Origin of the sequence: Halopelagius inordinatus, assembly GCF_900113245.1 — an archaeon.
Classification (GTDB): Archaea; Halobacteriota; Halobacteria; order Halobacteriales; family Haloferacaceae; genus Halopelagius; species Halopelagius inordinatus.
In genome coordinates, this window is sequence record NZ_FOOQ01000001.1 from 1,322,901 (window position 1) to 1,347,546 (window position 24,646).

The 24,646-nt window shown below is 65.3% G+C and carries 22 protein-coding genes; 6 read left to right on the forward strand and 16 right to left on the reverse strand.

The window, feature by feature from the left end; all coding sequences use genetic code 11:
- Positions 1-2: 2 nt before the first annotated feature.
- Positions 3-776, reverse strand: coding sequence for an enoyl-CoA hydratase/isomerase family protein (locus BM167_RS06870; RefSeq protein ID WP_092890633.1), 774 nt, complete (start codon positions 774-776; stop codon positions 3-5).
- 119 nt (positions 777-895) lie between these two features.
- Here BM167_RS06870 and BM167_RS06875 point away from each other — a divergent pair, with 119 nt between their 5' ends.
- Complete coding sequence (locus BM167_RS06875) at positions 896-1,399, forward strand: DUF5797 family protein (protein ID WP_092890636.1); 504 nt, start codon at positions 896-898, stop codon at positions 1,397-1,399.
- Here the strand turns inward: BM167_RS06875 and BM167_RS06880 are convergent.
- Positions 1,396-2,397, reverse strand: a complete 1,002-nt coding sequence (locus tag BM167_RS06880; protein ID WP_092890639.1) for a DUF5787 family protein — start codon at positions 2,395-2,397, stop codon at positions 1,396-1,398. The two genes, BM167_RS06875 and BM167_RS06880, sit on opposite strands and share 4 nt — an antisense overlap.
- A 104-nt stretch (positions 2,398-2,501) precedes the next feature.
- Entirely contained in the window at positions 2,502-2,960 is a 459-nt protein-coding gene (locus tag BM167_RS06885) for a bis(5'-nucleosyl)-tetraphosphatase (RefSeq protein ID WP_092890642.1), read from the reverse strand.
- Between the two features lie 177 nt (positions 2,961-3,137).
- Here BM167_RS06885 and BM167_RS06890 point away from each other — a divergent pair, with 177 nt between their 5' ends.
- On the forward strand, positions 3,138-3,470 hold the full coding sequence (locus BM167_RS06890; RefSeq protein ID WP_092890644.1) for an uS10/mL48 family ribosomal protein: 333 nt from the start codon (positions 3,138-3,140) through the stop codon (positions 3,468-3,470).
- 67 nt (positions 3,471-3,537) lie between these two features.
- On the opposite strand, the gene BM167_RS06895 is transcribed toward BM167_RS06890, so the two are convergent.
- Together BM167_RS06895 and BM167_RS06900 are read right to left on the reverse strand one after the other, a co-directional pair.
- Positions 3,538-3,801, reverse strand: a complete 264-nt coding sequence (locus BM167_RS06895; protein ID WP_092890647.1) for a DUF7513 family protein — start codon at positions 3,799-3,801, stop codon at positions 3,538-3,540.
- Entirely contained in the window at positions 3,798-5,315 is a 1,518-nt protein-coding gene (locus tag BM167_RS06900; protein WP_092890650.1) for a Na+/H+ antiporter NhaC family protein, read from the reverse strand. Before BM167_RS06900 ends, BM167_RS06895 begins: the two co-directional genes overlap by 4 nt.
- Before the next feature lie 145 nt (positions 5,316-5,460).
- Between BM167_RS06900 and BM167_RS06905 the strand changes: the two genes are divergently transcribed.
- A complete protein-coding gene (locus tag BM167_RS06905) occupies positions 5,461-6,732 on the forward strand; it encodes an amidohydrolase (RefSeq protein ID WP_092890653.1) in 1,272 nt (423 codons plus the stop codon).
- Between the two features lie 217 nt (positions 6,733-6,949).
- A complete protein-coding gene (locus BM167_RS06910) occupies positions 6,950-8,455 on the forward strand; it encodes a right-handed parallel beta-helix repeat-containing protein (RefSeq protein WP_092890656.1) in 1,506 nt (501 codons plus the stop codon).
- Positions 8,456-8,489: 34 nt separating this feature from the next.
- On the opposite strand, the gene BM167_RS06915 is transcribed toward BM167_RS06910, so the two are convergent.
- The 7 genes from BM167_RS06915 to BM167_RS06945 form a co-directional block, all read right to left on the reverse strand.
- Complete coding sequence (locus tag BM167_RS06915; protein ID WP_092890659.1) at positions 8,490-9,863, reverse strand: geranylgeranyl reductase family protein; 1,374 nt, start codon at positions 9,861-9,863, stop codon at positions 8,490-8,492.
- Between the two features lie 317 nt (positions 9,864-10,180).
- Positions 10,181-11,089 (reverse strand): hypothetical protein, encoded by a 909-nt coding sequence (locus BM167_RS06920; protein WP_092890662.1) that lies wholly within the window; start codon positions 11,087-11,089, stop codon positions 10,181-10,183.
- Positions 11,090-11,187: 98 nt separating this feature from the next.
- Positions 11,188-12,255: an ABC transporter permease gene (locus BM167_RS06925; RefSeq protein WP_092890665.1), complete on the reverse strand. Its 1,068-nt coding sequence runs from the start codon at positions 12,253-12,255 to the stop codon at positions 11,188-11,190.
- A complete protein-coding gene (locus tag BM167_RS06930) occupies positions 12,248-13,465 on the reverse strand; it encodes an ABC transporter permease (RefSeq protein WP_092890668.1) in 1,218 nt (405 codons plus the stop codon). Before BM167_RS06930 ends, BM167_RS06925 begins: the two co-directional genes overlap by 8 nt.
- Complete coding sequence (locus tag BM167_RS06935) at positions 13,462-15,033, reverse strand: ABC transporter ATP-binding protein (RefSeq protein ID WP_092890671.1); 1,572 nt, start codon at positions 15,031-15,033, stop codon at positions 13,462-13,464. The genes BM167_RS06930 and BM167_RS06935 overlap by 4 nt, the downstream gene beginning before the upstream one ends.
- A gap of 45 nt (positions 15,034-15,078) precedes the next feature.
- Positions 15,079-16,206 carry a BMP family lipoprotein gene (locus BM167_RS06940; protein WP_092891152.1) on the reverse strand — a complete coding sequence of 376 codons (1,128 nt, stop codon included), beginning with the start codon at positions 16,204-16,206 and terminating at the stop codon, positions 15,079-15,081.
- Positions 16,207-16,352: 146 nt separating this feature from the next.
- The gene (locus BM167_RS06945; protein WP_092890674.1) at positions 16,353-17,717 is read right to left on the reverse strand and encodes a phosphopentomutase/phosphoglucosamine mutase; all 1,365 of its coding nucleotides are present in this window, start codon (positions 17,715-17,717) and stop codon (positions 16,353-16,355) included.
- 103 nt (positions 17,718-17,820) lie between these two features.
- Here BM167_RS06945 and BM167_RS06950 point away from each other — a divergent pair, with 103 nt between their 5' ends.
- Positions 17,821-18,105 (forward strand): acylphosphatase, encoded by a 285-nt coding sequence (locus BM167_RS06950; protein ID WP_092890677.1) that lies wholly within the window; start codon positions 17,821-17,823, stop codon positions 18,103-18,105.
- A gap of 78 nt (positions 18,106-18,183) precedes the next feature.
- A complete protein-coding gene (locus BM167_RS06955; RefSeq protein WP_092890680.1) occupies positions 18,184-18,438 on the forward strand; it encodes a DUF8132 family protein in 255 nt (84 codons plus the stop codon).
- Positions 18,439-18,454: 16 nt separating this feature from the next.
- On the opposite strand, the gene BM167_RS18375 is transcribed toward BM167_RS06955, so the two are convergent.
- The 4 genes from BM167_RS18375 to BM167_RS06970 all read right to left on the reverse strand — a co-directional run bounded on the left by BM167_RS18375 (position 18,455) and on the right by BM167_RS06970 (position 24,400).
- A complete protein-coding gene (locus BM167_RS18375; protein WP_245781315.1) occupies positions 18,455-19,285 on the reverse strand; it encodes a TrmB family transcriptional regulator in 831 nt (276 codons plus the stop codon).
- The gene (locus tag BM167_RS06960) at positions 19,282-21,819 is read right to left on the reverse strand and encodes an efflux RND transporter permease subunit (protein WP_177213293.1); all 2,538 of its coding nucleotides are present in this window, start codon (positions 21,817-21,819) and stop codon (positions 19,282-19,284) included. Before BM167_RS06960 ends, BM167_RS18375 begins: the two co-directional genes overlap by 4 nt.
- Before the next feature lie 3 nt (positions 21,820-21,822).
- Positions 21,823-23,379, reverse strand: a complete 1,557-nt coding sequence (locus BM167_RS06965) for a COG1361 S-layer family protein (RefSeq protein WP_092890683.1) — start codon at positions 23,377-23,379, stop codon at positions 21,823-21,825.
- Between the two features lie 358 nt (positions 23,380-23,737).
- On the reverse strand, positions 23,738-24,400 hold the full coding sequence (locus BM167_RS06970) for a DUF7522 family protein (RefSeq protein WP_092890686.1): 663 nt from the start codon (positions 24,398-24,400) through the stop codon (positions 23,738-23,740).
- Positions 24,401-24,646 lie beyond the last annotated feature (246 nt).

Here is a 24,646-nt window from a genome sequence, read left to right on the forward strand (position 1 = left end):
CGCTACTCGAACACCGGGTCTCGCTTTTCGAGGAACGCGTCCATCCCTTCTTTTTGATCGTCCGTACCGAACAGTCCGCTCCACGCCCGCGCCTCGTGTTCGAGGGCGGCCGAGCGAGGCGCGTCGTGACCGGCGTTTATCGCCTCCTTGGCCGCGTGAAGAGCGACTCGGGGTTTCTCTGCGAGTTCGGCGGCCATCTCCGCGACGCTGTCTCGAAGTTGGTCGTGTGCGACCACCTCGCCGACGAGTCCGCGTTCGTAGGCGTCGGTGGCGTCGATGCGTTCGCCGAAGTAGATCATTCGACGCGCCGTCTCGTCGCCGACGAGTGCGGGGAGTCGTTGCGTGCCGCCCCACCCGGGGATGATTCCGAGATCTATCTCGGTCTGCCCGAGGATGGCCCGTTCGGAGGCGACGCGCATGTCGCAGGCCAACGCGAGTTCGCACCCGCCGCCGAACGCGTATCCGTTGATTGCGGCGATGGTCGGTGCGGGAAGCGACTCTATCGCGGACGCGATGCGGTGGCCCTGTTCGGCGTACGCCTGTGCCTCGGCCGTTCCGAGGTCCTTCATGTGTGCGATGTCCGCGCCGGCGACGAACGCCTCGTCGCCCGCACCCGTCACGACGAGAACCCGCGCGCCCTCCTCGCGGACTTCGGTGACCGCCTCCTCGACGGCGTCCATCGTCTCGGCGTTCAGCGCGTTCATCCGGTCGGGACGGTCGACGACGAGTGTCGCAACCTCGTCGTCCCACTCTAGTCTGACGGTATCCCAAGCCATGCAGGGCGCGACGCGCGGCGCGGGGGTAAGCGTTCCCCCGCCGTCGATGGCACCGTCGCGGCTGTCTGCGAGAGCGTCGAGAAAACAGGTCTATATCCCCGGATGCAAATTTTCACGCAATGGCACTCTCGGACGAAGAGAAAGAACGACTCGCAGACGTCGTTCGTCTCCAACCGACGAAGAACAAAGAGTTACAGGAACGGTGGGGACTCGACTCCGGGAGCGACGTGCATCGCTACCTGGAGGACAGCCTCAAGGAGTACTACTACCGCGACGACAACAGTCTCATCCGCGCCACCGCGGAGGCGGCGGAACTCGTCGACGTGGAACCGGGCGTCGAAACCGACGACGCCGAAGCGGAGGTGCCCTCCGTCATCCGCGTCCCCCGCCTCGAATCGCGGGTGTTCAGCGTCGTGGCCGGACCGGACGAACGCTCCGAAAGCGTCGTCAGCGTCCTCAACAAGGTCCGCGACCGGTTCGACGCCGACCCGGACGTCGAGGACGTCCGCCGCGCCCTGCAGAGTCTCCGCCGGAAGGGCGTCGTCGAAGTCGTCTACCGAACCGTCCCGACGTTCCGCCTCGCCGTCGAACGCGACGAGGTGGACGTGGAAGTGACAGACTAGTCCGACCGGGCCTCTCTCCGGCGGACGCGTTCTCGCCGGTCTCCGAGCAACCGCCGAATCGCCGCCCCGGGACCCCCTTCTATCGGCCACCCTTTCGTCCGCCACGCGGGCGGTTCCGGTTCGAAGTCGGGGCAGGACCCCGCGCACTCGGCGGCGGTCTGTGACCGCCCTTTCGCCGCGCAGTGGGGGACGAGGGCCTCGCCGAACCGCCGGAGTTCGAAGTGACGGCAGTCGGGCCGCATCGTCTCGTGGAACGACCGCCAGCCCGTTCCGTAGGCGCGTTCGGCGAGTTCGAGGCGGGTCGTTTCCCGTTCGTCGTCTCCCTCCGCTCTCGCGGGCACCACGTCGCTCGGGTGCCACTCGACGTTCGCGGTGGCCCACTCCGAGAGGTCCGAGTCGAACGACATCGTGAGGATACCCACCTCGACGGGCACGTCTTCCAAAAGCGCGGGTTCGACGCGCCGCCCCGTCGTAGCGGTGGCGACCCACACCTCGTCTGCGAGTCCCGTCTCCACGTCGCGTTCGAGTTGGTCCGAGAGGGCGCGGGCCGCGGAGGCGTCCAAGTCGGGTTTGTTCTCGACGGCGACGATGCGGCGGACCCAATCGGGGTACGGTGCGATGCGGCGAATCTCGATTCGGTTCCCCCGGCGGCGCGTCTCCACGACGCCGCGGTCCGCGGCGCGGTGGACGGCCGCGCGGACGTACCGCCACGGGTAGCCCGGATGAGGGAGGGCGTCGCGGTACCACGCCCACTCTTCGGGCGCGTTGCGGACGACGTGCAGGAGGTCCGAGTCGAGCGTTCGGTCGCCGAACTCGGCTCTCGCCGCGAGTCCCGCCGGGTCGCACTCGACGACGACGGTGTCCCACCGCCGGCGCTTCGTCCCGAGTTGCCGCGCGACGAGGACGGCGGAGTCTCTCCGTCCGCCGGGCGGCCACGACTCTTCGGCCCACCGACAGACGAGTAACTCGAACCCGAACTCGGCGTCTGCGGGGTACACGTCGGGTAGTGGTCCGTCGGGCGACGAAACCGTTTCGGGTCGGCGGCGCAGTCGCTACGGACGGGCCGACCGGGCGTGTCCCGGTCGAGCGACGGAGTCGCCGATCAGGCGATGTAGCGCCGGTTCTCCTCGTCGTTCTCCGCGAGGATGTCGTCGAGGAACGTGTGGGCCCGCTCTAAGATGTCGCGCGGGCCGTCCTGCGTGATGGTGTTTATCGCCTGCTCGTAGTCGCGCCACTGCAGGTCGCGGTGCTCCCGGGAGAGTTCCGCACTCGCCTCGAAGGAGCGTGCGATAAACAGGTGCACCGTCTTGTGAATCGTCTTGCCGTTCGCCTCGAACACGTAGTCGTAATCCTCGCGGAACCCGTCGATGAGACGGAAATCTTCGATTCCCGCCTCCTCTTTGATCTCGCGAATGGCCGTCTGCTGGAGCTCCTCGTTTCCTTCGACCCCGCCTTTGGGGAACTCCCAGTCCCCCGGTCGGCTCTTCAGGAGTAAGTACTCCCGTCGGCCGCGGGTGTCGCGGAAGAGGATGGCTCCAGCGCTCACCGCTTCCACTGTCATTGGTGAATGTATATATACGGGGATTTAAGAGGGTATCGGAGAGTCGGTCGTGTTTGCCTTTCGAAAGATGAGAGACACGTCGCCCGCCGTGTCCGTCAGGCTCACTCACAGATGGCGCGTGTAGGTGTGTTTTTACCGCTCGATACACTCTTCGACTGTAACGGCCACCACTCAGCCATGACTTTCGTAACCAAACTCACCTTCCAAAGCGGGAACCGCTACGAACTCGAAGACCACGTGTCAGAGATACAAGACATCGTCGAGCGAAAGGGCGCCGAGTGCAAAGGCCCGCACGCGGAACCGCCGGAGAACGTCCGCGTCCCCCAGTACCGGAATCTCGCGCCGGGCGACGAGTTCTCGCCGTGGGACTACACGGTCTACTCCCGGAAACTCGAGATTCACGGCAACGACCACATCGCGCGCGAGATCGGCCACATGGCGTTCCCAGACAGCATTCACATCGAGATAGAGGTCGAACAGAAGAAACCGCTCGGCCACAGGCGGGAGTGACTCCCGCCCGGGACCCCACTGCGCTCTGTCTCTGCGTCTCTTCTCTCTGCGTCTCTTCTCTCTGCGTCTATCCTCTGTCTTCGAGGACGTCGACGAGGCGTCCGCGCCCGCGACTCGACTCCGCGTCGAACGCCTCGACTTCGAATCGGACGCGCGTTTCGACGGGGACGCCCTCTGCGCCTTCGAGTTCGAGGACGGTGTCACCGACTCTGACGAGGGCGACGTCGCCCCGCCTGCCGGTGACGAACGCGGTCACCATCTGACCGACTTCGAAAGCGGGCTTCGACGACCGGAAGGCGGATTCGGCGAACAGTCTGTCGAAGAAGCTCATACGCGACTCACCTCCCCGGACTCGCGGTCGGAAACGTACTCGCGTCCGTATCCGGTCCACGCCGCGAGCAGGAACACCGCGACGAGGAACCAGCCGTGGAACACGTACGGCCAGACGCTCGCGGGGTTGACGACCATCGACTGCGTGAACCACTCGTACTGTTCGGGGAGGCGCTGCATCGCGGAGTAGCCCGCCAGCAGGCCGCCGCCCCACGGGAAGATATACCCGAGTGCGGAGGTGTTCGCGTCGAGGATGTTCGCGCGCCGGTAGCCGTTGATGTTGAACCGGCGACCGAGCGTCGAGATGTACGGCGCGATGGCGATTTCGGCGGCGGTGTTTATCGTTATCATTCCGTTCACGAGTGCGGTTCCGAGAACCATCGTCGTCTCGGCGCGGCGAACCGTGGTGGCCACGCGTTCGAGGAGGAACTCCTGTATCGCCTCGAACGCGCCGCCGACCTGCATCACCTCCGCGCCCGCGACGATGAGCAAGACGAGAACGATGAGCGGGAAAAAGCCCGCCGCACCGGCGTAGAGACTCCCGCCGACCGCGGCGTTACCGGGGTCGACCGGGACGATGAACGCGCCGACGACGGGAATCGCGTCCATCGCCTGGACGAGTCCCGAGGTCCGCGGCGCGTTGAACGCGACCATGTCCGCCGGCGCGGCGAGTCCGAGGACGACGTTCAACACCGCGGAGGTGACGAGTCCCCACGAGACGGCCTCGACGATGTGTCGGCCGCGAATCGCCGTCACGATGACGAGGCCGATAGAGACGAGGTGGACGAGTCCGAGCGCCGTCGAGGGACCGCCGACGTTGTCCACGTCGATAGGCTGTCCCGCCATCGCGCTTCCGGCGAGGAGGTACGCGGCGAAGGCGAAGACGGCGGCGACGAGCGCGTACTTCAGGCGCGAGAGGACGACGCCGCCGATGTCGGCGTTCTGCGTCACCGCGCTGACGATGGTGGTGTCGCTGACGGGAGCGAGGTTGTCGCCGAACACCGCGCCCGAGAGGATGGCACCGAAAAGCAGCACCGGATTCGCGCCGAGGACGACGCCCGCCGGGAAGACGAGCGCCGTGAACGCGATTGCCGTCCCGTACCCCGTCCCGATACCGGTCGCGAGCAGGGCGGCCAAGAGGAACGTTATCGCCGGGAACAGCGCCGCACCGACGCTGACAGCGTCCGCGGCCCAGACGAGTCCGTCGACGAAGCCGCCGACCTGAATCGTCTCGGCGAACATGCCCGCCCACAGCCACGCGACGATGGCCGTCGCGGCCACCCGCTGGGTCATGCCGTCGAAGAGGACGTCAGCGTACGCCTTCCAGTCGCCGACGACGAGGAACATCCCGAGGATGAGTCCGAGTAACATCCCGACGATGAGTCCCGTCGTGTCGCCGATACCCAGTATCCCGCTCTGTACGATGGCCCACGCGACGAAGAACGCTATCGGAACTGCGCTCGCGAGGCGTCCGCCTCGGAACCGCAGGTCCGGAGTCCCGTCTGTATCGGTCATTCTACTCACTGGTGCATCATGATTCCTCATAAACGGCCCGACATAGACCAGAGGCCGGGCGTCGCCCGGGCGGTCGAACGGTCGCCTGTCGGCAATCCCGACGCAGTCGGCGAGGTTTATCACCGTTCCCCGCCACCGACCGACAATGACGACGTCTGACCTCGTCACGCTTCGACGCGACTTGCACCGACATCCGGAACCCGCGTGGCGCGAGTTCTACACGACAGCACGTCTCGTGGACGAACTGGAGACGCGGGATTTAGACGCCCTCTACGTCGGGCGCGAGGTGTTGTCGGAGGACGAACGCATGGCCGTCCCCGAGGAGTCGGAACTCGACGAGTGGTACGAACGCGCTCTCGCCGCGGGTGCCCGCGAGGACGTCCTCGAAGCCCTCCGCGGCGGCTACACCGGCGCGGTGGCCGTCGCAGAACGGGGCGACGGGCCGACTGTGGCCCTGCGTGTGGACATCGACGGACTCCCGATTACGGAGTCCGAGAGCGACGACCACGTCCCGGCGGCGACGGGCTTTCGTTCCGAACACGAGGGGTTCATGCACGCCTGCGGGCACGACGCCCACGCGGCAATCGGACTCGGCGTCCTCGATTCGGTTCTCGCGAGCGACTTCGAGGGGACGCTGAAGGTGTTTTTCCAACCCGGAGAGGAACTCGTCGCCGGCGGGCGAGCGATGTCGAAGTCCGGCCACTTAGACGACGTCGATTATCTCTACGGCGTCCACGTCGGCCTCGACCACCCGTCGGGCGAGATAGTCGCGGGTATCGACGGTTTCCTCGCCGTCTCCCACTTTCGCGCGGAGTTCACGGGCACGCCGTCTCACGCGGGCGCGCGACCCGAAGCGGGAGACAACGCGGTGCAGGCGATGGCGGCGGCGGTCCAGAACCTCTACGGCATCCCGCGGCACGCGGACGGCGCGACGCGCGTCAACGCCGGGATGGTCGGCGGCGGTACCGCGACGAACATCGTCCCCGAGGAGGCGTTCATCGAGGGCGAAGTCCGAGGCGAGACGACGGAACTGATGGAGTACATGGAGGAGAAATCCCGTCGCGTCCTCCGGTCCGCCGCGGAGATGCACGGCTGTGAGGTGGAGACGTTCACCGAGGGCAAAGCGCCCTCCGCGCGGAGCGACGACGAACTCGTCTCCGTCGTGAGCGACGTCGCCCGGGAGAACGCGAACGTCACCTCACTCGTCGAACGCGACGCTCTCGGCGGGAGCGAAGACGCCACCTACCTCATGCGGGAGGTACAGGAGAACGGCGGCAAAGCCGCCTACATCGGCGTCGGAACCGACCACCCCGGCGGCCACCACACCGGCACGTTCGACGTGGACGAAGACAGCATCGGACTCGGTATCGACGTCCTCTCGTCGGCCATCCGAGAACTATCGACGCGACGGCCCTGAGCGTCCGTCACCCGTCGGATTACGTATCGCCACGATTACACGCGAAGGTAAAGCAGAGACACCCCGATTTCGGTCCAGACGAGCGGCTAACATTCTCCACGGCGTGAATTTTTGTAATTTGAGTTACATCTTTTATGGGGACAGGATGACAGTTGTACACTGCATGACACGTAGACGAACGGTCACCGTTGCGGTTGCACTTCTAGTCGCCGTGGCAATGCCGGCCGCGATGTTCGTCGGCCCGGTTGCCGCACAGACAGACTCAGAAGTTATCGACTCGTGCACAGTCATCACCGAACCCGGAGCGTACGTCGTCGGTGAGAACTTCTCCGCGGAGAACGCGACACAGGCGGTAGCCGACCCGGGCGTAGACGCTAACGTCTCCGCCTGTATCGTCGTCGAGAGCGACGACGTGACTCTCGACGGAGAGAACGTCCGGATGGACGGCCCGGTGTCGGACGAGATGGACACAAACGAGACGGACACAAACGAGACGGCAAACGAATCGCTCGTCACCGGTATCGCCGTCACCGGTGACAACGTCTCCGTCGAATCCACGCACGTCAGAGACTTCGACGTGGGAGTGCTCTTTGCCGGTGCGTCCAACTCCTCTTTGACCGAGTTCGAGGCGGACGATACCGAGCGTGCGGGCGTTGCCTTCGTGAACGCGTCCAACAACTCCGTCGAGGACGTCAACGCGGATGACGTCACCGAGGGTGTGTCGGGCATCGACGACACGGAGAGCGACTCGACGAACGACACCGCCGAAAACGAGAGCGAGGAGATGTTCGCCGGTGCGTTCGTCTTCGTGGACGCGAGCAACAACACCGTTCAGAACGCCACCGTCGACGGGACGACGGGGTGGACGGTCTACAGCGAGAAGACGGCCGAAAACGAGACGACTGAAAACGAGACAGTGGAGAACGAAACGGCCGAAAACGAAACCGTCGAGAACGAGACGGTCGAGAACGAAGCGACCGCGGACGCGAACAACTCCGTCGAGAACATCAGCGTGAACGGCATGCCGTTCTCCGCGGAGTTCCAAAACGCGAACATCGGTCTGGCTTCGGAGTACCCGGACGCGCCCGACGACACAGTCGTCGTCAACGGACCTCTCCAGACCGAGGTGGCTTCCGACAACGATAGCATCCAACTATCGTTCCTCTACGACGACGCCGGACTGGAAGACGCGGGGACCACCGAACTCACCTTGAACATCTACCAAGTCAGCGGCGACACGTGGACCGAAGTCGACGGTGCGGTCATCGACGTGAGCGACGATAGCGCGAACGCGATGGTCGACAACGGCACCTACGCTCTCGTCGGCGAGGTAACCGAAGACGAGATGCCGGAAGACGAGACGGAGACCGAAACGCCGGTCGAGAACGAGACCGAAACGCCGGTCGACGACACCGTCGAAAACGACACCGAAACGCCAGCTGACGACACCGAAACGCCGGTCGACGTCACCGTCGAAAACGACACCGAAACGCCGGTCGACAACGAGACGACCGAAACCGAGACTGAGACTGAGACAGCAACGGAAACCGAAACGGAAACCGAGACAGCAACGGAAACCGAGACTGAGACCGACACCCCGACGCCGGTCGACATCGCTATCGACAACGAGACGACCGAAACCGAGACGGTCAGCGACGACACGATGACGACCGAGAACGACACGGGGACAGAATCGACCGATACCGCGACGGCAGAAGCGTAAGAAAACGAATCTCGAACCGCTCGCGCCTTCTTTTTCAGTACTTCGGGTCCGCGCCCGTGACCTCGTATATGTTCTCCATCAGACGGTCACGTTCTGCCTGCCATCCGGCGAGTGCGCCGGGACGGCCGGGATAGCGGTTGTAATGGCTCATAAGTTCGTCCGCGAGGTTCTTCGTCTTGTAGAACTTGTAGATAAGCTCCCAGTAGCCGTAACTCTCCTTTGCGGTCTTGAGAGCGAGTTTCGGGCCGAACGACGTGGTCCCCGAGTAGAGCGCTTCGGCGAGTTTCTCGCCCGGAAGCGCGGCCAAGAGACTCATCAGTTCGTCGACGTTGATGGCCGTCGAGAGGATGTTGTAGACGTCGAGTCCGGCGTACCGCGCCCCGAAGTGCGACATGACGCGTTCGTTGTAGTGCCAGAGCATCTCCTCGGAGACGTCGTCGTTCTCGACGGCTTTTATCGCCTGGTCGCCCGCGTACTCGCCGGCGTACGCGGCACCGGCGATTCCGCCGCCGGTGGTCGGGTTGACGTGGGCCGCGGAGTCGCCCGCGGCGATGAACCCCGGTGCGACGGCGGAGTCGTAGGGGCGACGCGTCGGCAGGGCCGCGCCGAGTTTGTCGGTGACCGTCGCGCCCTCGAACTCCTCGCGGTTCCGGAGATCGTCTTTCAGATCGTCGACGAGTTTCATCGGTTCCTCGTTCATCTGGAACCCCAGACCGGCGTTGATGGTCGTCTCGGTCCGCGGGAAGTACCAGACGTACGCGGCGGCGACGTCGGCGGGCTTGAACACGAGTGCGTCGGACCACTCGACTGGCTCCTCTACTTCGACGATTTCGCGGTAGGCCGAACAGAACTGCGAGTACGAGACGTTCGTGTCGAACGTCGCCTCCGAGAGGTCCGCCTTGTCCTGCAGAAGCGACAGGGCACCGGCGCCGTCGACGACGATGTCGGCGTCGTACTCGACTTCTTCGCCTTTGTGCTTGCCCGTGACGCCGGTGACGGTGCCGTCGTCGTCCTGCGTCACGTCTTGGACGACGGTGTCGTAGTGGAACTCCGCGCCCGCGTTCTCGGCGCCCTCGATGAGGCGGCGACCGTACTCCCAGCGGTCGATGACCGCGAGTTCCCCGGGGACGGGAATTTCGAGCACCGAGTCCTCTTTGGGTATCTCGAAGCGCCCGTGGTCGACGTCGGTGTTCGTGAACGCCGGCTCTATCTGCGATTTGGGGATGGCATCGGGGAACTCGTCTGCGCCCTTGAGGGCGTCGCCACAGGCGATGTGGCCCGCCTCTTCTGCAGTCTTTCGCTCGACGACGACGGCGTCGAGACCCTCATTCGCGACGGTCGCTGCCGCGTAGCACCCCGAAGTGCCTGCCCCGACGACGACGACGTCGTACTCGTGGGTCGTGCTCATTGATTCGTATTCCCTTCCGTGATAAGAAAACTCTTTATTTGTTGGTCTGCGTCGGGCAAAGGCCCACCTCGGAACCCGAACGGTCGATACGAGACGTCTCGGGCGCGTATTTACCAGTTGACTGCACTGCGCAACCGGACTCGTCAGAAGGCTTGACTGACCGCGAGTGAAGAGGCTTGCGATACATCCACTGAGCAATCACTGGTTCGCGAGGGCGCGGCGCTTCACAGCTATCAGATTCGGAGTCGCGCCGTCCCGTGTCACCTCCGCTGTGCCAACGAGCGTCCAGGCGGCTTTGCGTCTGCGAATCGACGCCCTCACTCGGCGTCTTTCAGGTCGGTGCCGAACACCATCTCGGCGTCGGACTCGTCGTCTCCGTCGTCGGCCGCAGTCTCTTCGCCGTCGCGTCGGTCACCGCCGAGAATCTCGGCGTCGTCGGCCGCCGTGCCGTCGGGGAGCGTCGACTCCGCGTCGTCCGTGAGTATCTCCGCGCCGTCGCTCTCCGTCTTCGGCGTCTCGGCGGGGAACTCGCTCTCGTCGTCGGCGAGGAGCGACTCCATCCGTTCGCTGGCCCGTCGAGAGGCCTCCGCGAGGGGGTTCTCGTCGTCTTCCCCGTCGGACGGAGTCGCCTCGCCGGGGGTCGCGAGGGCGTCCTCTCGGGAGGCGTCGTCCGGAGAGTCTCCGTCCGAGTGCGCCCGACGGCCCGCGGCGGGTCGGCCGTCGACGTCCTCGACCGAGATGTCTCGAACCTCTCTCTCTCCAGTCGGATCGACGACTCTCCGGGTGGCGTCGTCGGACTCGTCGTCTCCGTCGTCGAGAGCGTTCTCGACGGCGGCTTGGACGTTCGACTCGATCTGATCCGAGGCGACGTCCATCGTGTCGGCGACGGAGTGTTGCACCGCCAGCGACACCGTCTCGCGGAGGTCGTCGGGGTCGATACCCTCGTCTCGCGCCGACTCGACTTCGGCGGCGACGAGATCCGCGGCGGTGGTGGCGCGGGCGACCGTCCGGCCGAACGCGACGACGAAGAGACCGACACCGACGAGAGCGAGGGCGGGAACCGCACGCTCGGACCCGGCCAACGCGGTCGGAGAGAGAGGCGTTCCGTCCCCCGACGGGAGTCCGTACCAGAGACCGATTCCGACGAGACCCACGCCGGCGGCCGTCGGGACGAACGCTCGGAGATGGTATCGGGCGGCAGTTCGAACAGCGTCTCGCGGGCGCATATCCGGCGCATCACCGTTCCGGATAATAAATCCCCCAGACCTGTTAGAGATAATGACGTGTCAGAAATATGTCGTCGAGTCAGGAGGCGACGCGACGTTCAGTCGTCGCCCGACTCGTAGTGGTCGCCCGCGGCCTCGGGTATCTGGGTCCGGCCGACGAGAGCGAGGACGACGATGACCGTCACGTACGGGATGGTCCGGACGAGCGGTTGCGGAATCGCGAACACGTCGCGCGCCTGCAGCGTCAGTTGAAGCGCGTCGAGTCCGGCAAACAGCATCGTCGAGAGCATCGCGCCGATGGGGTTGTAGTTGCCGAACAGGTAGGCGACGATGGCGATGAACCCTTTCCCGTTGACCATCGTCGGGCCGTTGCCGGTGAACTGTCCGAGACTGAGCGACAGCGCCGCGCCCCCGATACCGGCGAGGACGCCCGAGATGACGACGGCGGCGTAGCGGACGCGTTGCACGTCCACGCCCGCCGTGTCGAGCGCTTTCGGGTTCTCACCGCTCGCGATGACCCAGCGACCGAACGTGGTCCGATTGAGCGTCCACCACGAGAGGGCGACGGCGACGAACATCATGTAGACGAACGGCGTCGCGTCGAACAGCGCACCGAGCGACGGGATATCCGAGAGGTACGGAATCGTAACCGTCCCGATGGTCGGAACGCTCGCCGTGTTCGGGCCGCCGTAGACGACCTGTGACGCGAACGGAGCGAGTCCGAGCGCGATGAGCCAGATGGCGAGTCCGGCGATAATCTGGTCGGCGCGGAACTCGATGCAGACCACCGCAAACAGCAGTGCGAGGAGCGTGCTGGCGAGGACGCCCGCCAACAGACCGAGCCACGTGCTCCCTGTCACGTCGGCGAAGTAGACGCCGCCGAACGCCGAGATGATGAGCAGGCCTTCGAGCCCGATGTTGATGACGCCGCTCTTCTCGGCGAAGATGCCGCCGAGAGCGGCGAACGCGATGGGCACCGAGAGACGCAGCGTCGCCGAGAGCGTGCTCTTTGCGGTGAGGATGTTCAGCACCTGTCCGGCGTCCGACGACGGGAACAGGACGCCGAGGACGCCGATGGCCACGAGCAGGAGGGCGGCGACGCCCGCGACGAGTCGCCGCGAGTCGAGGCCCTCGGTCAGGTTCGACCGCAGACTCGTCTCACTCATCGGTCTCACCTCCCACGCCGCCGTCGGTGACCGGGCGACCGGTGGTCTCGTCTTCGAACGTCCAGACGTGCTTGCCGATGAGGCGGAAGAACTCGGGCATGGCGACGAAGAGGATGATGAGGCCGCGGAGGACGCCGACGAGTTGCGGCGGCACGTCCGTCGCGACGTCCACGACGATGGACCCGCTCTTGAGGACGCCGAACAGCAACGCCGCCAAGCCGACGCCGAGCGGATTGTTCCCCGCGAGGATGGAGACGGTGATGCCGTCGAAGCCGTACGCGGGAACGCCCGTCTGGAAGTTCCCGAGGACCATGAGGACGTACACCGCGCCGCCGATTCCGGCGAGCGCACCGGAGAACGTCATGCTCGCGACGACGGTTCGAGCGGCGTCTACGCCGCCGTACTCCGCGGCCTCGGACTGGATACCGCTGGTCCGGAGGTCGTAGCCGAACGAGGTGCGTTCGAGTATCAGGTAGACGGCCACGAGGAGGCCGATAGCGAGGACGAACGCGACGAGCGAGAAGTCGTTTCGGGGGTCGAACAGGATCGGAGGGAACAGAGCGCCGTCGGGAACCGAAACGGTCTGCGTCGCGAAACTCTCGGGGTCTTTGAAGTGGTCCTGTACCAGATACAGCGCGATAGACGTCGCGACGAAGTTCAGCATGATGGTCGTAATCACCTCGTTCGCGTCGGCGTACGCCTTCAGAGCGCCCGGTATCGCGCCGTAGGCGCCTCCGGTGACGGCTCCGACGAGGAGTCCGAACGGGAGCAAGAGGAACGGGCCGACGCCCGCGGGCACCGTCGCTCCGACGACGGGAACCGCGATGGCCGTCGCGAGAGCGCCGACGACGAGTTGCCCCTGCGTCCCGATGTTGAAGATGCCGGCGCGGAAGGCGACGGCGACTGCGACGCCGGTGAACATCAGTATCGTCGTCTCCGAGAGCGTCGTCGCGAACTGACCGTTGAGCGGGTTCTGCGAGAGGTTACCGAACGCGCCGATGAACAGTCGGTCGTATATCAAAAGCGGGTCGTAACAGAAGCCGACGCCGAAGTACGTCGCGGCGGCCGTCCCGCACGTCGTCATCCGACCGGCCGCGAGGATGAGGACGAACCCGACGGCGATAGACAGCAGTAACGCGGCCCCGCTTATCAGTACCCGTTCGCCCCTCGACGCGCCGACGAGTCGTTCGGCCGCGTCTTTGACGCTCATCGGCTCTCACCCGTCGGTTCCGCGGCGCCGACTCCGCGCGAGGAGTCGTAGGACTCGGGGTACTCACCGGCCATCAACAGGCCCAGTTCCTCTTCGGTCACCGCCTCGGGGTCTACCACGTCCATTATCTCGCCCTCGTACATGACCGCGAGTCGGTCCGACAGTCCCTGTACCTCCTCTAGCTTCGAGGAGACGAGAAGCACCGCCTTCCCCTCGCTTCGGAGTTCCAACAACTGCTCGTGGATGAACTCGGTCGACCCGATGTCGACGCCGCGGGTCGGATGCGTCGCGACGACGAGAGAGGGGTCGCGTTCGAACTCGCGGCCGACGATGAACTTCTGTTGGTTGCCGCCGGAGAAGGAGACGGCGTCGGCGTCGGCGTTCGGCGGCCGAACGTCGTACTTCCGGATGATGTCCTCGGCGTGCGACCGGGATGTCTCCCAGTCGATGCGTCCGTCCGTGGCGAACGGTTCCGAGTGTTGGCTCCCGAGGATACCGTTCTCCACGAGGTCGAAATCCATCACCAAGCCGCGCTCTTGGCGGTCTTCCGGGATGTAGGCCATCCCCTCGCTGATTCGTCGCCGCCGGGACCAGCGGTCGATTCGCTCGCCCTCGAAGGAGACGGTACCCGCCTCTTGGCTCCGCAGTCCGGTGATAGCCTCGACGAGTTCGGACTGGCCGTTGCCGTCGACGCCCGCGATTCCGAACACCTCGCCGGACCGAACCTCGAACGACGCGTCTTCGACGACGTCCACGCCGCGTTCGTCTTCGACGGTGAGGTCCCGAACCGAGAGGACGGATTCGCCGGGGTCTACGGCCGGTTTGTCCACTTGCATCAGGACTTCGCGACCGACCATCAGTTCGGCGAGTTCCTCGCGCGTCGTCTCGTCGGTTGCGACGGTGCCGACGTTCTCGCCGTCGCGGAGGACGGTCACCTCGTCTGCCGCCTCCAGAACCTCGCCGAGTTTGTGCGAGATGAAGATTATCGTCTTTCCCTGCGCGGTGAGTTCTTCGAGGACGGTGAACAGTTCCTCTACCTCCTGCGGCGTCAACACCGCGGTCGGTTCGTCGAGGATGAGCACGTCCGCGCCGCGGTAGATGGCCTTCAGAATCTCGACGCGTTGTTGCGCTCCGACGGAGATGTCCTCGATGCGAGCGTCGGGGTCGACGTCGAACCCGTACCGTTCGGACAGTTCGACGACTTCCTCTCGGGACCGGTCTCGGTCGATGGCCAACCCGCCCCACTTTCGGGGCTCGTTCCCGAGCGTGATGTTCTCGGTGACGGTCATCGGATCGACCAGCATGAAGTGCTGGTGGATCATCCCGACGCCGGCGTCTATGGCGTCTCGGGGCGAATCGAACGAACGCGGCGTCCCGTCTATGTACACCGTGCCTTCGGTCGGTTCGTACAGTCCGTAGAGGACGTTCATCAAGGTGGTCTTCCCGGCCCCGTTCTCACCGAGAAGCGCATGCACCGTCCCGCCTTCGACGGACATGTCGACATCGTCGTTCGCGATGACTCCCGGGAACCGTTTGGTTATCCCGGCGAGTCGAACGGCTGTTGACATTGGGGGTAAATGAGCGAGGAATAGTTTAGTTCCGCCGGTTCCGGGTTAGACTTCGGACGGGTCCGTCGGGACGGAGACGTCCCCGTCGATGATCTCCTGACGGACGGATTCGACGGAGTCTTTCACGTCGGACGGAACTTCGGAGCCGAGCGAGTCGCCGTAGACGAGGGCGACGCCCTCTTGCTCCAGACCGAGCGTGACCGTCGAGCCACCCTCGAAGCTGTCTTCGACGACCGACTCGATGGAGTTGTACACCGCGGTGTCGACGCGTTTGACCATGCTCCCGAGGATGACGCCCGCAAAGGAGGGCTTCGTCAGCGACTGGTCGCGGTCGACGCCGATGGCGAACGCTCCCTGCTCTTGTGCGGCCTGGAAGACGCCGGTACCCGTGTTACCCGCGGCGTGGTAGACGATGTCCGCACCGCTGTTGTACATCGACAGCGCCGCCTCCTTCCCCGCCGAGGGGTCGTTGAAGCTACCGACGTAGGAGGACTGGACCTCGACCGAGTCGTCGGCGTTCTTGACTCCGGCCGCGAATCCGGCCTCGAACTTGGCGATGAGGCCGCCTTCCTCGCCGCCGACGAAGCCGACAGTCTTCTGGTCGGGTTTCGTCTCGCCGTCGCCCGCGCTGAACTCTTGGGTCGTCAGCAGACCGGCCATCTGACCGGCGAGGAACGAGCCCTCGTGCTCTTTGAACACGTAGCTCGCGACGTTGTCGGCGTCGACGGCGCTGTCGACGATCATGAACTGCTGGTCCGGGTACGAAGACGCCGTCTCCGAGAGCGCGTCCGCCTGCAGGTAGCCGATACAGGAGACCAGGTCGTAGTTCGGGTTCGTCGAACTGGCGAACTGCTGTTGGAAGTTTTTGAACTGCGATACCTCGTCGGGTTGCGCCTCGTTGTACGCGACGCCGAACTCGTCTGCGGCCTGTTGAACCCCCTGCTGTGCTTGGTCGTTGAACGACCCGTCGCCGAGGCCGCCAGTCGCGTACACGACGCCGACCTGCGCCGCCGGTTCGGACTCGCCGGTCGTCTGCTCGCTTTCGGTGGTGTCGCCCGAGGTACCCTCGGTCGTCTCGTCGCCGCCGCTTTCGTCGCTCGGTCCGCCCGTACAGCCCGCGAGTCCGACTGCACCCGCGAGGCCGGTCGCCTTGATGAACTTCCGTCTATCCATGAGTGTGGTCACCTATTGAGGATAGGTCTCAGAGATGTTGATAAATGCTCCGTTTCGCGGATGCCCGATTCGTTCGAAAACGGACGCGAGATTCGACGTACGACCAGTTGCACCGGCGCGGTCGCGTTCGCCCGCGACGCGACCGGTCAGGACGCCGCCTCGACGGCGTCTTCGACGACGTCCGTGGCCGCCTCCACGAGGGCGTCTACGTCGTCGGCCTCGGCGTACACCCGAACGTACGGTTCGGTGCCGGACGGGCGGACGAGTATCCACGAGTTGTCCGGGCGTTCGATTCGGACGCCGTAGTCCGTGTTCGCGGACGCCCCGGGGAACCGGTCGGGGAGCGTCGATTCCAGCGTCCGCATCGCCGCCGTCTTCGCCTCGTCCGGGCAGGCGACGCTCACCTTCCGGTAGGGTCGTTCCGTCACGGGTTCGCGGAGTCCGGAGAGACCGGACTCGGCGACGAGACGCGAGAACACCGCCGCCGACGCGACGCCGTCTATCCACCCGCCGAACGCGGTGTGGACGTGTTTCCACGGTTCCGCCGCAAAGACCACGTCGCCGCCGTCGGCGCGGGCGGACGCGATACCCTCGTGGAGGGCACCGAGTCGGACGCGTTCGACCCGCCCGCCCGCGGCCGCCACCCGTTCGTCGATGCGCCCCGAAGCGTTGGGCGTGGTCACGACCACCGGGTCCGAAACGTCGCTCGACCGGACGTAGTGCTCCGAGAGGACGGCCACGACGGTGTCCTCGTGGACCACGTCGCCGTCGGGGCCGATGATGACGATTCGGTCGGAGTCGCCGTCGTGTCCGATTCCGAAGTCGCACTCGGAGTCCGCGACGAACGCACGAAGGTCCCGAAGCGTCTCGGGCGTCGGTTTCGACTCCCGCCCGGGGAAGTGACCGTCCACCTGCCCGTTGAGGCTCACGACGTGCGCGCCGAGTTCGTCGAGAACCCGGGGCGTCGCGACTGCCGAGACGCCGTTGCCGCAGTCCACCGCGACCCGGAGACCCTCACAGGACGCGCCGTGGTCGCGGGCGTACGCCGTCACGGCCTCTCTGTACTCGGGGAGAACCTCCTCTCCGCGGGAGTCGCCCCACTCGTCCCACGGGACCGGTTCGGTGCCCGCCTCGACCCGTTCTTCGACCGCGCGTTCGAGCGTCCGGTCGTACTCCTCGCCGTCCGTGAACAGTTTGATGCCGTTGTCCGTCGGCGGGTTGTGCGAGGCGGTGAGCATCACGCCGTGGCGACCCTGCGAGGCGTACGCGAGGGTCGGTGTGGGCACGACGCCGACTCTGACGACGTTCGCGCCCGCGGATTCGAGACCCGATTCGACCGCCGCGGCGAGACCCGGCCCCGTCGTCCGCCCGTCGCGCCCCACGACCACGTCCGGCCGCCCGCCGGACTCGACGACGTCCAGACCCACGGCGCGACCCACGGCGAGTGCGAGTTCCGGGGTCACGCGCGTCGTGACGGTGCCGCGGATTCCCGCGGTTCCGAAGAGTTCCATACGAGTGGATGAGGCGGCCCCCACTTAGATTCCTCCAATTTCGGTGCGGGCGTCGGGGGGCGCTTCCCCGCGATATTTCCGGCGGGGACGCGTAGGGAAGCGCATGAGTTCCGACGACAGAGTGCGCGCACACGTCTTCGTCTCCGGGCGGGTACAGGGCGTCTTCTACCGAGCGAGCACGCGCGACGCCGCCCGCGAACGCGGCGTGGACGGGTGGGTCCGAAACCTCGACGACGGTCGCGTGGAGGCCGTCTTCGAGGGGCCGCGACCGGACGTCGAGCAGATGGTCGAGTGGTGTCACACCGGGAGTACCGCCGCGGACGTCGAGGGCGTAGAGGTCACCTACGACGACCCCGAGGGCGAATCGGGGTTCGAGATTCGGCGGTGACTCCGCCGCCCGCGGGCACAGATACGCCGACTGACAGGTACGAGAACGACTAAGTCTCCGGGAGATACAGCGTTCGGTATGCTTCACCGCCGACGGTTCGACGGGGGCGACCGCGCCGGTCTCGGCGTGGTGACGTACGTCTACGGTCTCGTGACGGCAGTCGGACTCGCGGCGACTCTCACGACCGGATTCCTCCTCGTCCGGGGGCCGTTCCTCGGAGGGGCGTTGCTCGACCCCGTCCCGATGCTCGTCGCACTCTGCGGGTTCGTCGTCGGCATCGTCGTCCTGACGTGGGGGGCGACGCGCGCGGCGGGCGTCGGCGCGGGGACGTAGCGCCGAATCGCGGCTCTCAGTAGTTGAAGAGCGTCTCCTCGATGATTCGCGAGAGCATGTCGGCCATCGCGGTGTCGGCGCTCCAGATTGCCGTCTCCTCCGTCGGGTTCGACGGCGGGGCGACGGAGAGAAACACCACGCGGCGGTCGACGAGCAGCACTCGACCGTTGAAATCCGCGGTGGGGACGTCCAGCGGTTCGGAGACGGCGACGGACGCCGCCGCCTTCTCGAATCGGGTGCGGACCGCCGCGCTCTCGCTGACGACGCGGACGGTGACGCCCGCGTCGGCCCGTTCGGCGAGGACGGCGACGAGTTCGGTCGGGACGAGGTCGGTGTCGGGCGCGGCGAAGATGACCCGTTCTTGGGCCTGCTCTGTGAGTTCTATCAGGCGGTTGCTGGCCGGTTCGCGCCCGCGGACCGTCCAGACGTCGTCTCGCGTCTCGCCCGACGTGCGCTGTCGCCGCGCCGCCTCCAAGTAGTCGAACGCGCGGTCGGCCTCGGACTTCAGTTCCTCCGCCAGTCGCCGCCGGGCGGCGTCCAGACCGACCGGCCGGTAGCGCTTCGGCGTGGACTGTTGGAGTTCGACCAACCCGAGCGACTCCAGTTCCTCGGCCGCGCCGTACACCTGCGACCGCGGCACGTTCGCGAGTTCGTGAATCTGCTTTGCCGTCCCGACGCCGAGTTTCTGCAGTGCGACGAAGACGCGGGCGGCGTAGTTCGAAAGTCCCAACGCTTCCAGCGACTCGACGGCCTCGTGTTCGCCGTTCGTCGCCGACCCGTCGCTTCCGGCGCCGTCTTCGTTCTCCCCGCCGCGGGGAGCGCCGCCGTCCGTCCGAATCGGATTCACAACAACCGTGCCTCCGGGGATTCACTCATAGGACTGTCGGAGTCCGACGGCGAGTCGGGGCCGCCGCCCATCGGTTCGTTCGGGTCGTCGTTCACGAATCGGTCCCAGACGACGAGGGCCGGCGGGAGGACGAGCAGGGAGGTGAGGAACGAGTAGATGATGGAGATGGCCGTAAGCACCCCGAACTGCCCGAGGACCGACAGCACAGAGAGCACGAGCACGCCGATACCGAACGACGTCGTGAGCATGCTCCCCATCAGCGCACCGCCCGTCCCGACGACGGTCCGTCGAAGCGACGTCATCACGTCCGTCTTCTTGCGTTCGTCGAGGAACCGGTGGACGATGTGGACGGAGTAGTCGATGCCGAGCCCGATGGTCAAAGAGAGGATGGTCGCGGTGAAGGCGTTGAAGGAGATGTCCAAGAGACGCATCGTCGCGGCGACGAACGCCACAGAGGCGACGATGGGGACGAGATTTGCGATGGCGATAGAGGGCAGGTCCTCCAAGAGCCAGTAGATGAAGAGGAGGAAGATGACGGTTCCCCCGAGTGCGAGAGCCAGACTCGTCACCGCCGAGGTGAAGATGAGGTCGGACACCTCGAGGAAGACGATGGTGCTCCCGGTGGCGACGGCGTCGTAGCGGAACCTGTCTGCGACCTGACGCGCGTCGTTCGTCGCTTCGCGGTCCGTGGCGTCGGCCGAGACGGTGTACTGAACGCGAGTGCTCCGTCGGTCGTCGGAGAGATACTCGGCGGCCTGTGACTCCACCGGCGAGGATTCGAGGTAGTCGTATATCTCTCCGAGGTTCTGGTCGGGCACCCCGTTGTCGTTTCTGTCGTTGCGTTCGACGAGGGCCGCGAACTCTCTGTCCCGTTCTGCGAGCGATTGGATGACCGTCACGATGCTTTGGGACTCGGCGCGGCGGTCCTCGGAGACGAACGACGACGGCGGGTTGTCGCCCGCGCGGTACACCTGTTCGAGGGCGGCGTCGTTCTCCATCCGCCCTTCGACGTACACTGTCACTGACCCGCCCTGCGAACTCGTGAACTTGTCTTCGAGGAAGTTCAACTGCGAGACGACGGTGTAGTCGCTCGGTGCGAACGGTTCCGGGAGGGCCTCCAGATACGCGGGCACCTCCTCGGGCGGGAGGAAGTCCTCCTGCGAGAACGAGGTGTCCACGCCCGTGGCGTACGCGCCCGCGCCGACGCTGAGAAGCAAGACGAGAACGAGGAAGATGGCGGGGGCTCTGTCGGCGATGCCGACGCCGACGCTCAACACGTCGCCGAGCGCTGACCCCTCCTGACCGAGCGGAGAGTCGTTGAACGTCGGGATGGGGTACTTCTCGCGTTTGTGGTCTATCCACACCTTCGCCGCGGGGAGGAACACCCCGAAGATGAGGAAGGTGAAGATGATGCCGACGCCCGCGACGACGCCGAAGTCGCGGATGGGCGGCAGGTCGGACGCGAGGTTCGCGAGGAATCCGATGACTGTCGTGCCGGTGACGATGAAGAAGGCGACGAGCAACTGGTCTGTCGCCACCTGCATCGCGTCGTCGATGCCGAGACCGGTCGCGCGGTCCTCGCGGTAGCGGTTCACCGCGTGGATACCGAAGTCGATACCCACCGCCAAGAGCAACGGCGGTACCGCGATCATGATCTGGTTGAACGGGATGCCCGCCAGTCCGAGGAAGCCGAACGTCCAGATGACCGTCATCGCCAGCGAGAACGTCCCGAGGAGGAGGTCTACGAGGTCGCGGTAGGCGACGACGAGAAAGAGGACGATGAGAATCACCGCCGCGGGCGTGACGATGAGAAGCGAGTCGGAGGTGACGGTCGAGAACTCCTGGGAGACGATACCGCTCCCGAAGACGGTGATATCACCCTCGGAGGTGTCCGCGATACGCTGGGCCTGCGTCTGGATGGGCGTCAACGGACTCGAACCGGACTGCCCCGCCGACGACCCGGAGACTTCCGCCGGAAGAGAGTGTTGGACGACGCCGATGGTCGCCGACGCCGAGGCGCCCTCGGCGTTGAAGTCGTTGCTCAGCGTGCCGGTGAAACCGGGATTGTCGGCGTTCTGGCGGACCGCGCGCCGAACCTCGGTCGGCGTCGCGCGTTCGAGGACGCGAATCTGCGATTCGAGCGTCGTCGCGTTCGGGTCGATGGTCTGTGCGACGACGCCCGCCGCCGATGACGTCCCGCTGACGTACATATCCGGGCGCTCCTCTAATTTCTCTTGCATCCGAAGCATCTGCACCATCGACTGCTTCGAGAGGACGTTCTGGCCGCGTTGGATGAGTTGCGTGCTGCCGGGGTCGTCGCTGAACGACGCGCCGAACTCGTTGTTCACCCGGTCTAACGCGTCTTGGGCCGGGATGTCTTCGGCGAACTGCTGGGTTCCGGCCTCGGTGGAGACGCCGCCCAGACCGACCATGAACACCGCCGTGACGACGAAGAAGGCGAGCATGACCTTCCCCGGTCGGTTGACGATGTGGTCGTCCGCCCAGTCGACGGCGCGTTGGTGGTCGAGGTCCATCGGTTAGGTCCGTCGACGGTAGAGGAGGATGCCACCCACGACGACGACGACGAGAGCGGCGCCGATGACGACGAAGGGAACTCCGCCGCCCTCGGATTCGGTCACGCGGACGGGGACCTGGTACGTCTCGGAGATGCTCGTGTCACCGTCGCTGTCGTCGTACTGGAAGTCGACTTTCATCGGGTACGTTTTCGACATCGCGTCGCCGCCAGCACTCGTCTCGAAGCGGATGGTCTCGGACTCGCCCGGTTCGAGTTCCTCGATGAACGACTCGTCGTTGGACGACGAGAGCGGTGACTCGGGGTATATCTTCGCGGAGATGTCCGAGAGCGTCTCGTTGCGGTTGTTGGTCACCGTCAGTTCGAGGTCGCCGCCGTCGCCCGCGGCGAACGTCGCGTTCACCGGTTCGACGTCGAACTCACGGGTTTCCGGTCCCACGTCGGCGCGAACGTCGATGGTGTCGGACTGCTGTTGGTTACCGCTGTCGTCGCGGTAGTTGACGGACATGCCGAGTTGGCGCTGACCGCCGGCGGATTCCGACGAGACGTCCGCCTCGAAGGAGAACGTCGCCGAGTCGCCGGGTTCCAAGTTCCCGATGGCGTACTCCGTCTCGGTGGGCGTCAGCGTCTGTCCCGGTTCCGAGAGGACGACGACGGCGTTTCTCGCGGTGTGCGGTCCGGTGTTCGTCACCTCGCCGGATATCGTTCCCGTATCGCCGACGCGGAGCGAACTCTCGACGCCGTCGATTTCGAAGGTCTGCTCGCGAAGCGCCTCCATCCCGAGCGAGATGTTCGGGCTCCGACCGTCGTTACCGTTCGCGTCTTTGTACGACACCATCGCGTTGAGCGTGTAGTTCCCCGGGCGGGAGGTGGGAGCTAGACTGGTGTCGAACTCGAACGTCCGCGTCTCGCCGGTGTCCCACGAATCGATGTAGCGGTTGCCCTGTTGACCGCCGCTTATGGAGACGTCTCCGCTCTGCGAGGAGACGGTCAGCGTCGAATCGGTCGCGTCCTGTTCGCCGACGTTCTCCATCGTGACTTCGTACGTCCCGCTACCGCCGACCGTCGCGGTCGAGTTCGTGTCGACGACGGCAAAGCGCGGGCCCTCTTCGACGCGAACGGTGGCGTACTCCGTGGTGGTACGTTCGCGCGGTCCGTTCTCGCCTTCCCACTCGTACTCGACTTCGAGCGGAATCTTGTACGTCCCCGACTCGATGTCGGAGGGCACCTTCACCGCGAGGGTGATATCCTGAGTCCCGGGAGTGTTTTGACTCGCCGCGTCGGGGTCAGCCAACTGCTGGATGAACATACTCCCCGTCTGCACGTCGAGTCGGTCCGTGTCGCTCGGACGAATCTCGATGTTGCGTGCCGTCCGAGTCGTGTCGTCGAAGTCCGTCGCGTCGTTGACCAACTGTACCTGTACCTCGTTCACCTGTCCAGGGGTGAGCGTCGGCGAGGAGACGTACGTTCTGAAGTCCGGGTCGACCGTCTGTGCGGCCACCGGCGTCGCACTCGTAATCATCACGCCGACGAGAAGCACCGCGAGTACCTTTCGTATCATGTTGGGGAATCCCCGGGTTTGTCCTCGTGACCGGTGCCGGGAAACCGGTCGTCCACCGACTCTCTCGGTGGGGTCTTAGATTCCGAGATGAGGGGCAGGCATATAAGGTGTTGTAAATCTCTACAAACTAGTCCCTCGTTTGCTTTGTAGTAGAATAGTACAAACAGATATTCGGGCCGCTCCGTCGCCGAACCTGACTCTGGCGGAGGGGCTCCGAAGAACGAAGTCGCTCCCGCGGCGAACAGAACCGTCGGTCGCCGTGGGGTCGAGAGCGCGGAGTCCGAGCGTTCACCGGCGGGCAACGCGAGTGCATCGAAGAGGGTTCTGGGCTATCGAAGCGGACAACGAGGCGGACGAGTCAGTTCTCGGGGGCGAGACGCGTCCGGCAGTTCTCGACGAACGACTCGACCGAGAGGTCCGTCCCGCGTTCGAGCGTGAGGTAGATATCCTCGTCGCCGTCGGCGGATAGCCGAACGAGCGTGGTGCGTTCGAGGCCCCGGACGACGAACTGGGTCTGACCGCCGACGGGCGATTCGACGCCCTCGCCGTCGCCCGCTTCGAGCGAGACGACGAGACGCGAGATGGACTCTTCGTCGTATCTCCGCCCGTCGGCGTCGACGGCGCAGTACACCTCGGTACGGTCCTCGTCGTGAGAGATGGCGAGTCGGAACGCGGACTCGTGAGCGTCGAGGAGGTATTCGAGGAGGCGCGTGTGGGGAAAGCCCGTCTCCTCGACGAACTCCACGTTCACCGACCGCCCGCGGAGGCGCGCGAGGGCGGTCCGACCGTCGGCGGTGAGACCGTAGAGACGCCCTTTCTGCTGTGACTCCGGAACGAGGAGTTCGACTATCTCTCTGTCGCGGAGTTCCGAAAGCGCGCGCGAGACGTGCGGTTGGGCCAAGTCGAGTTCGTCGGCTATTCGCGACGGCAGTTCCGGACCGTCGTCCGAGAGCAACTCACACACCGCGAGTCGGTACCGCGAACTGGCGATGTATCCCGCGGCGTCCCACGTCTCAGACATGGTCGCGCGCGGTCCTGTAGCTTCGAGTACTGCTCTCGCGTTTCGTCCGATGGGGGGTTCGTCGGGTTGGGGAGGTTATCATTTGGATACCACTCCTATCCAAAATTCCGCTGATTCACACGCTCAGGGCGTAAATTTCGGAAGGTACCGCTTTGATTAATGCCAAACCATAATCAAAGTTTCGTCGCGGTGACCACGTAACACCGGCGTCACCCGGTTACGTCGATGTGCGCAAAGTGATATATT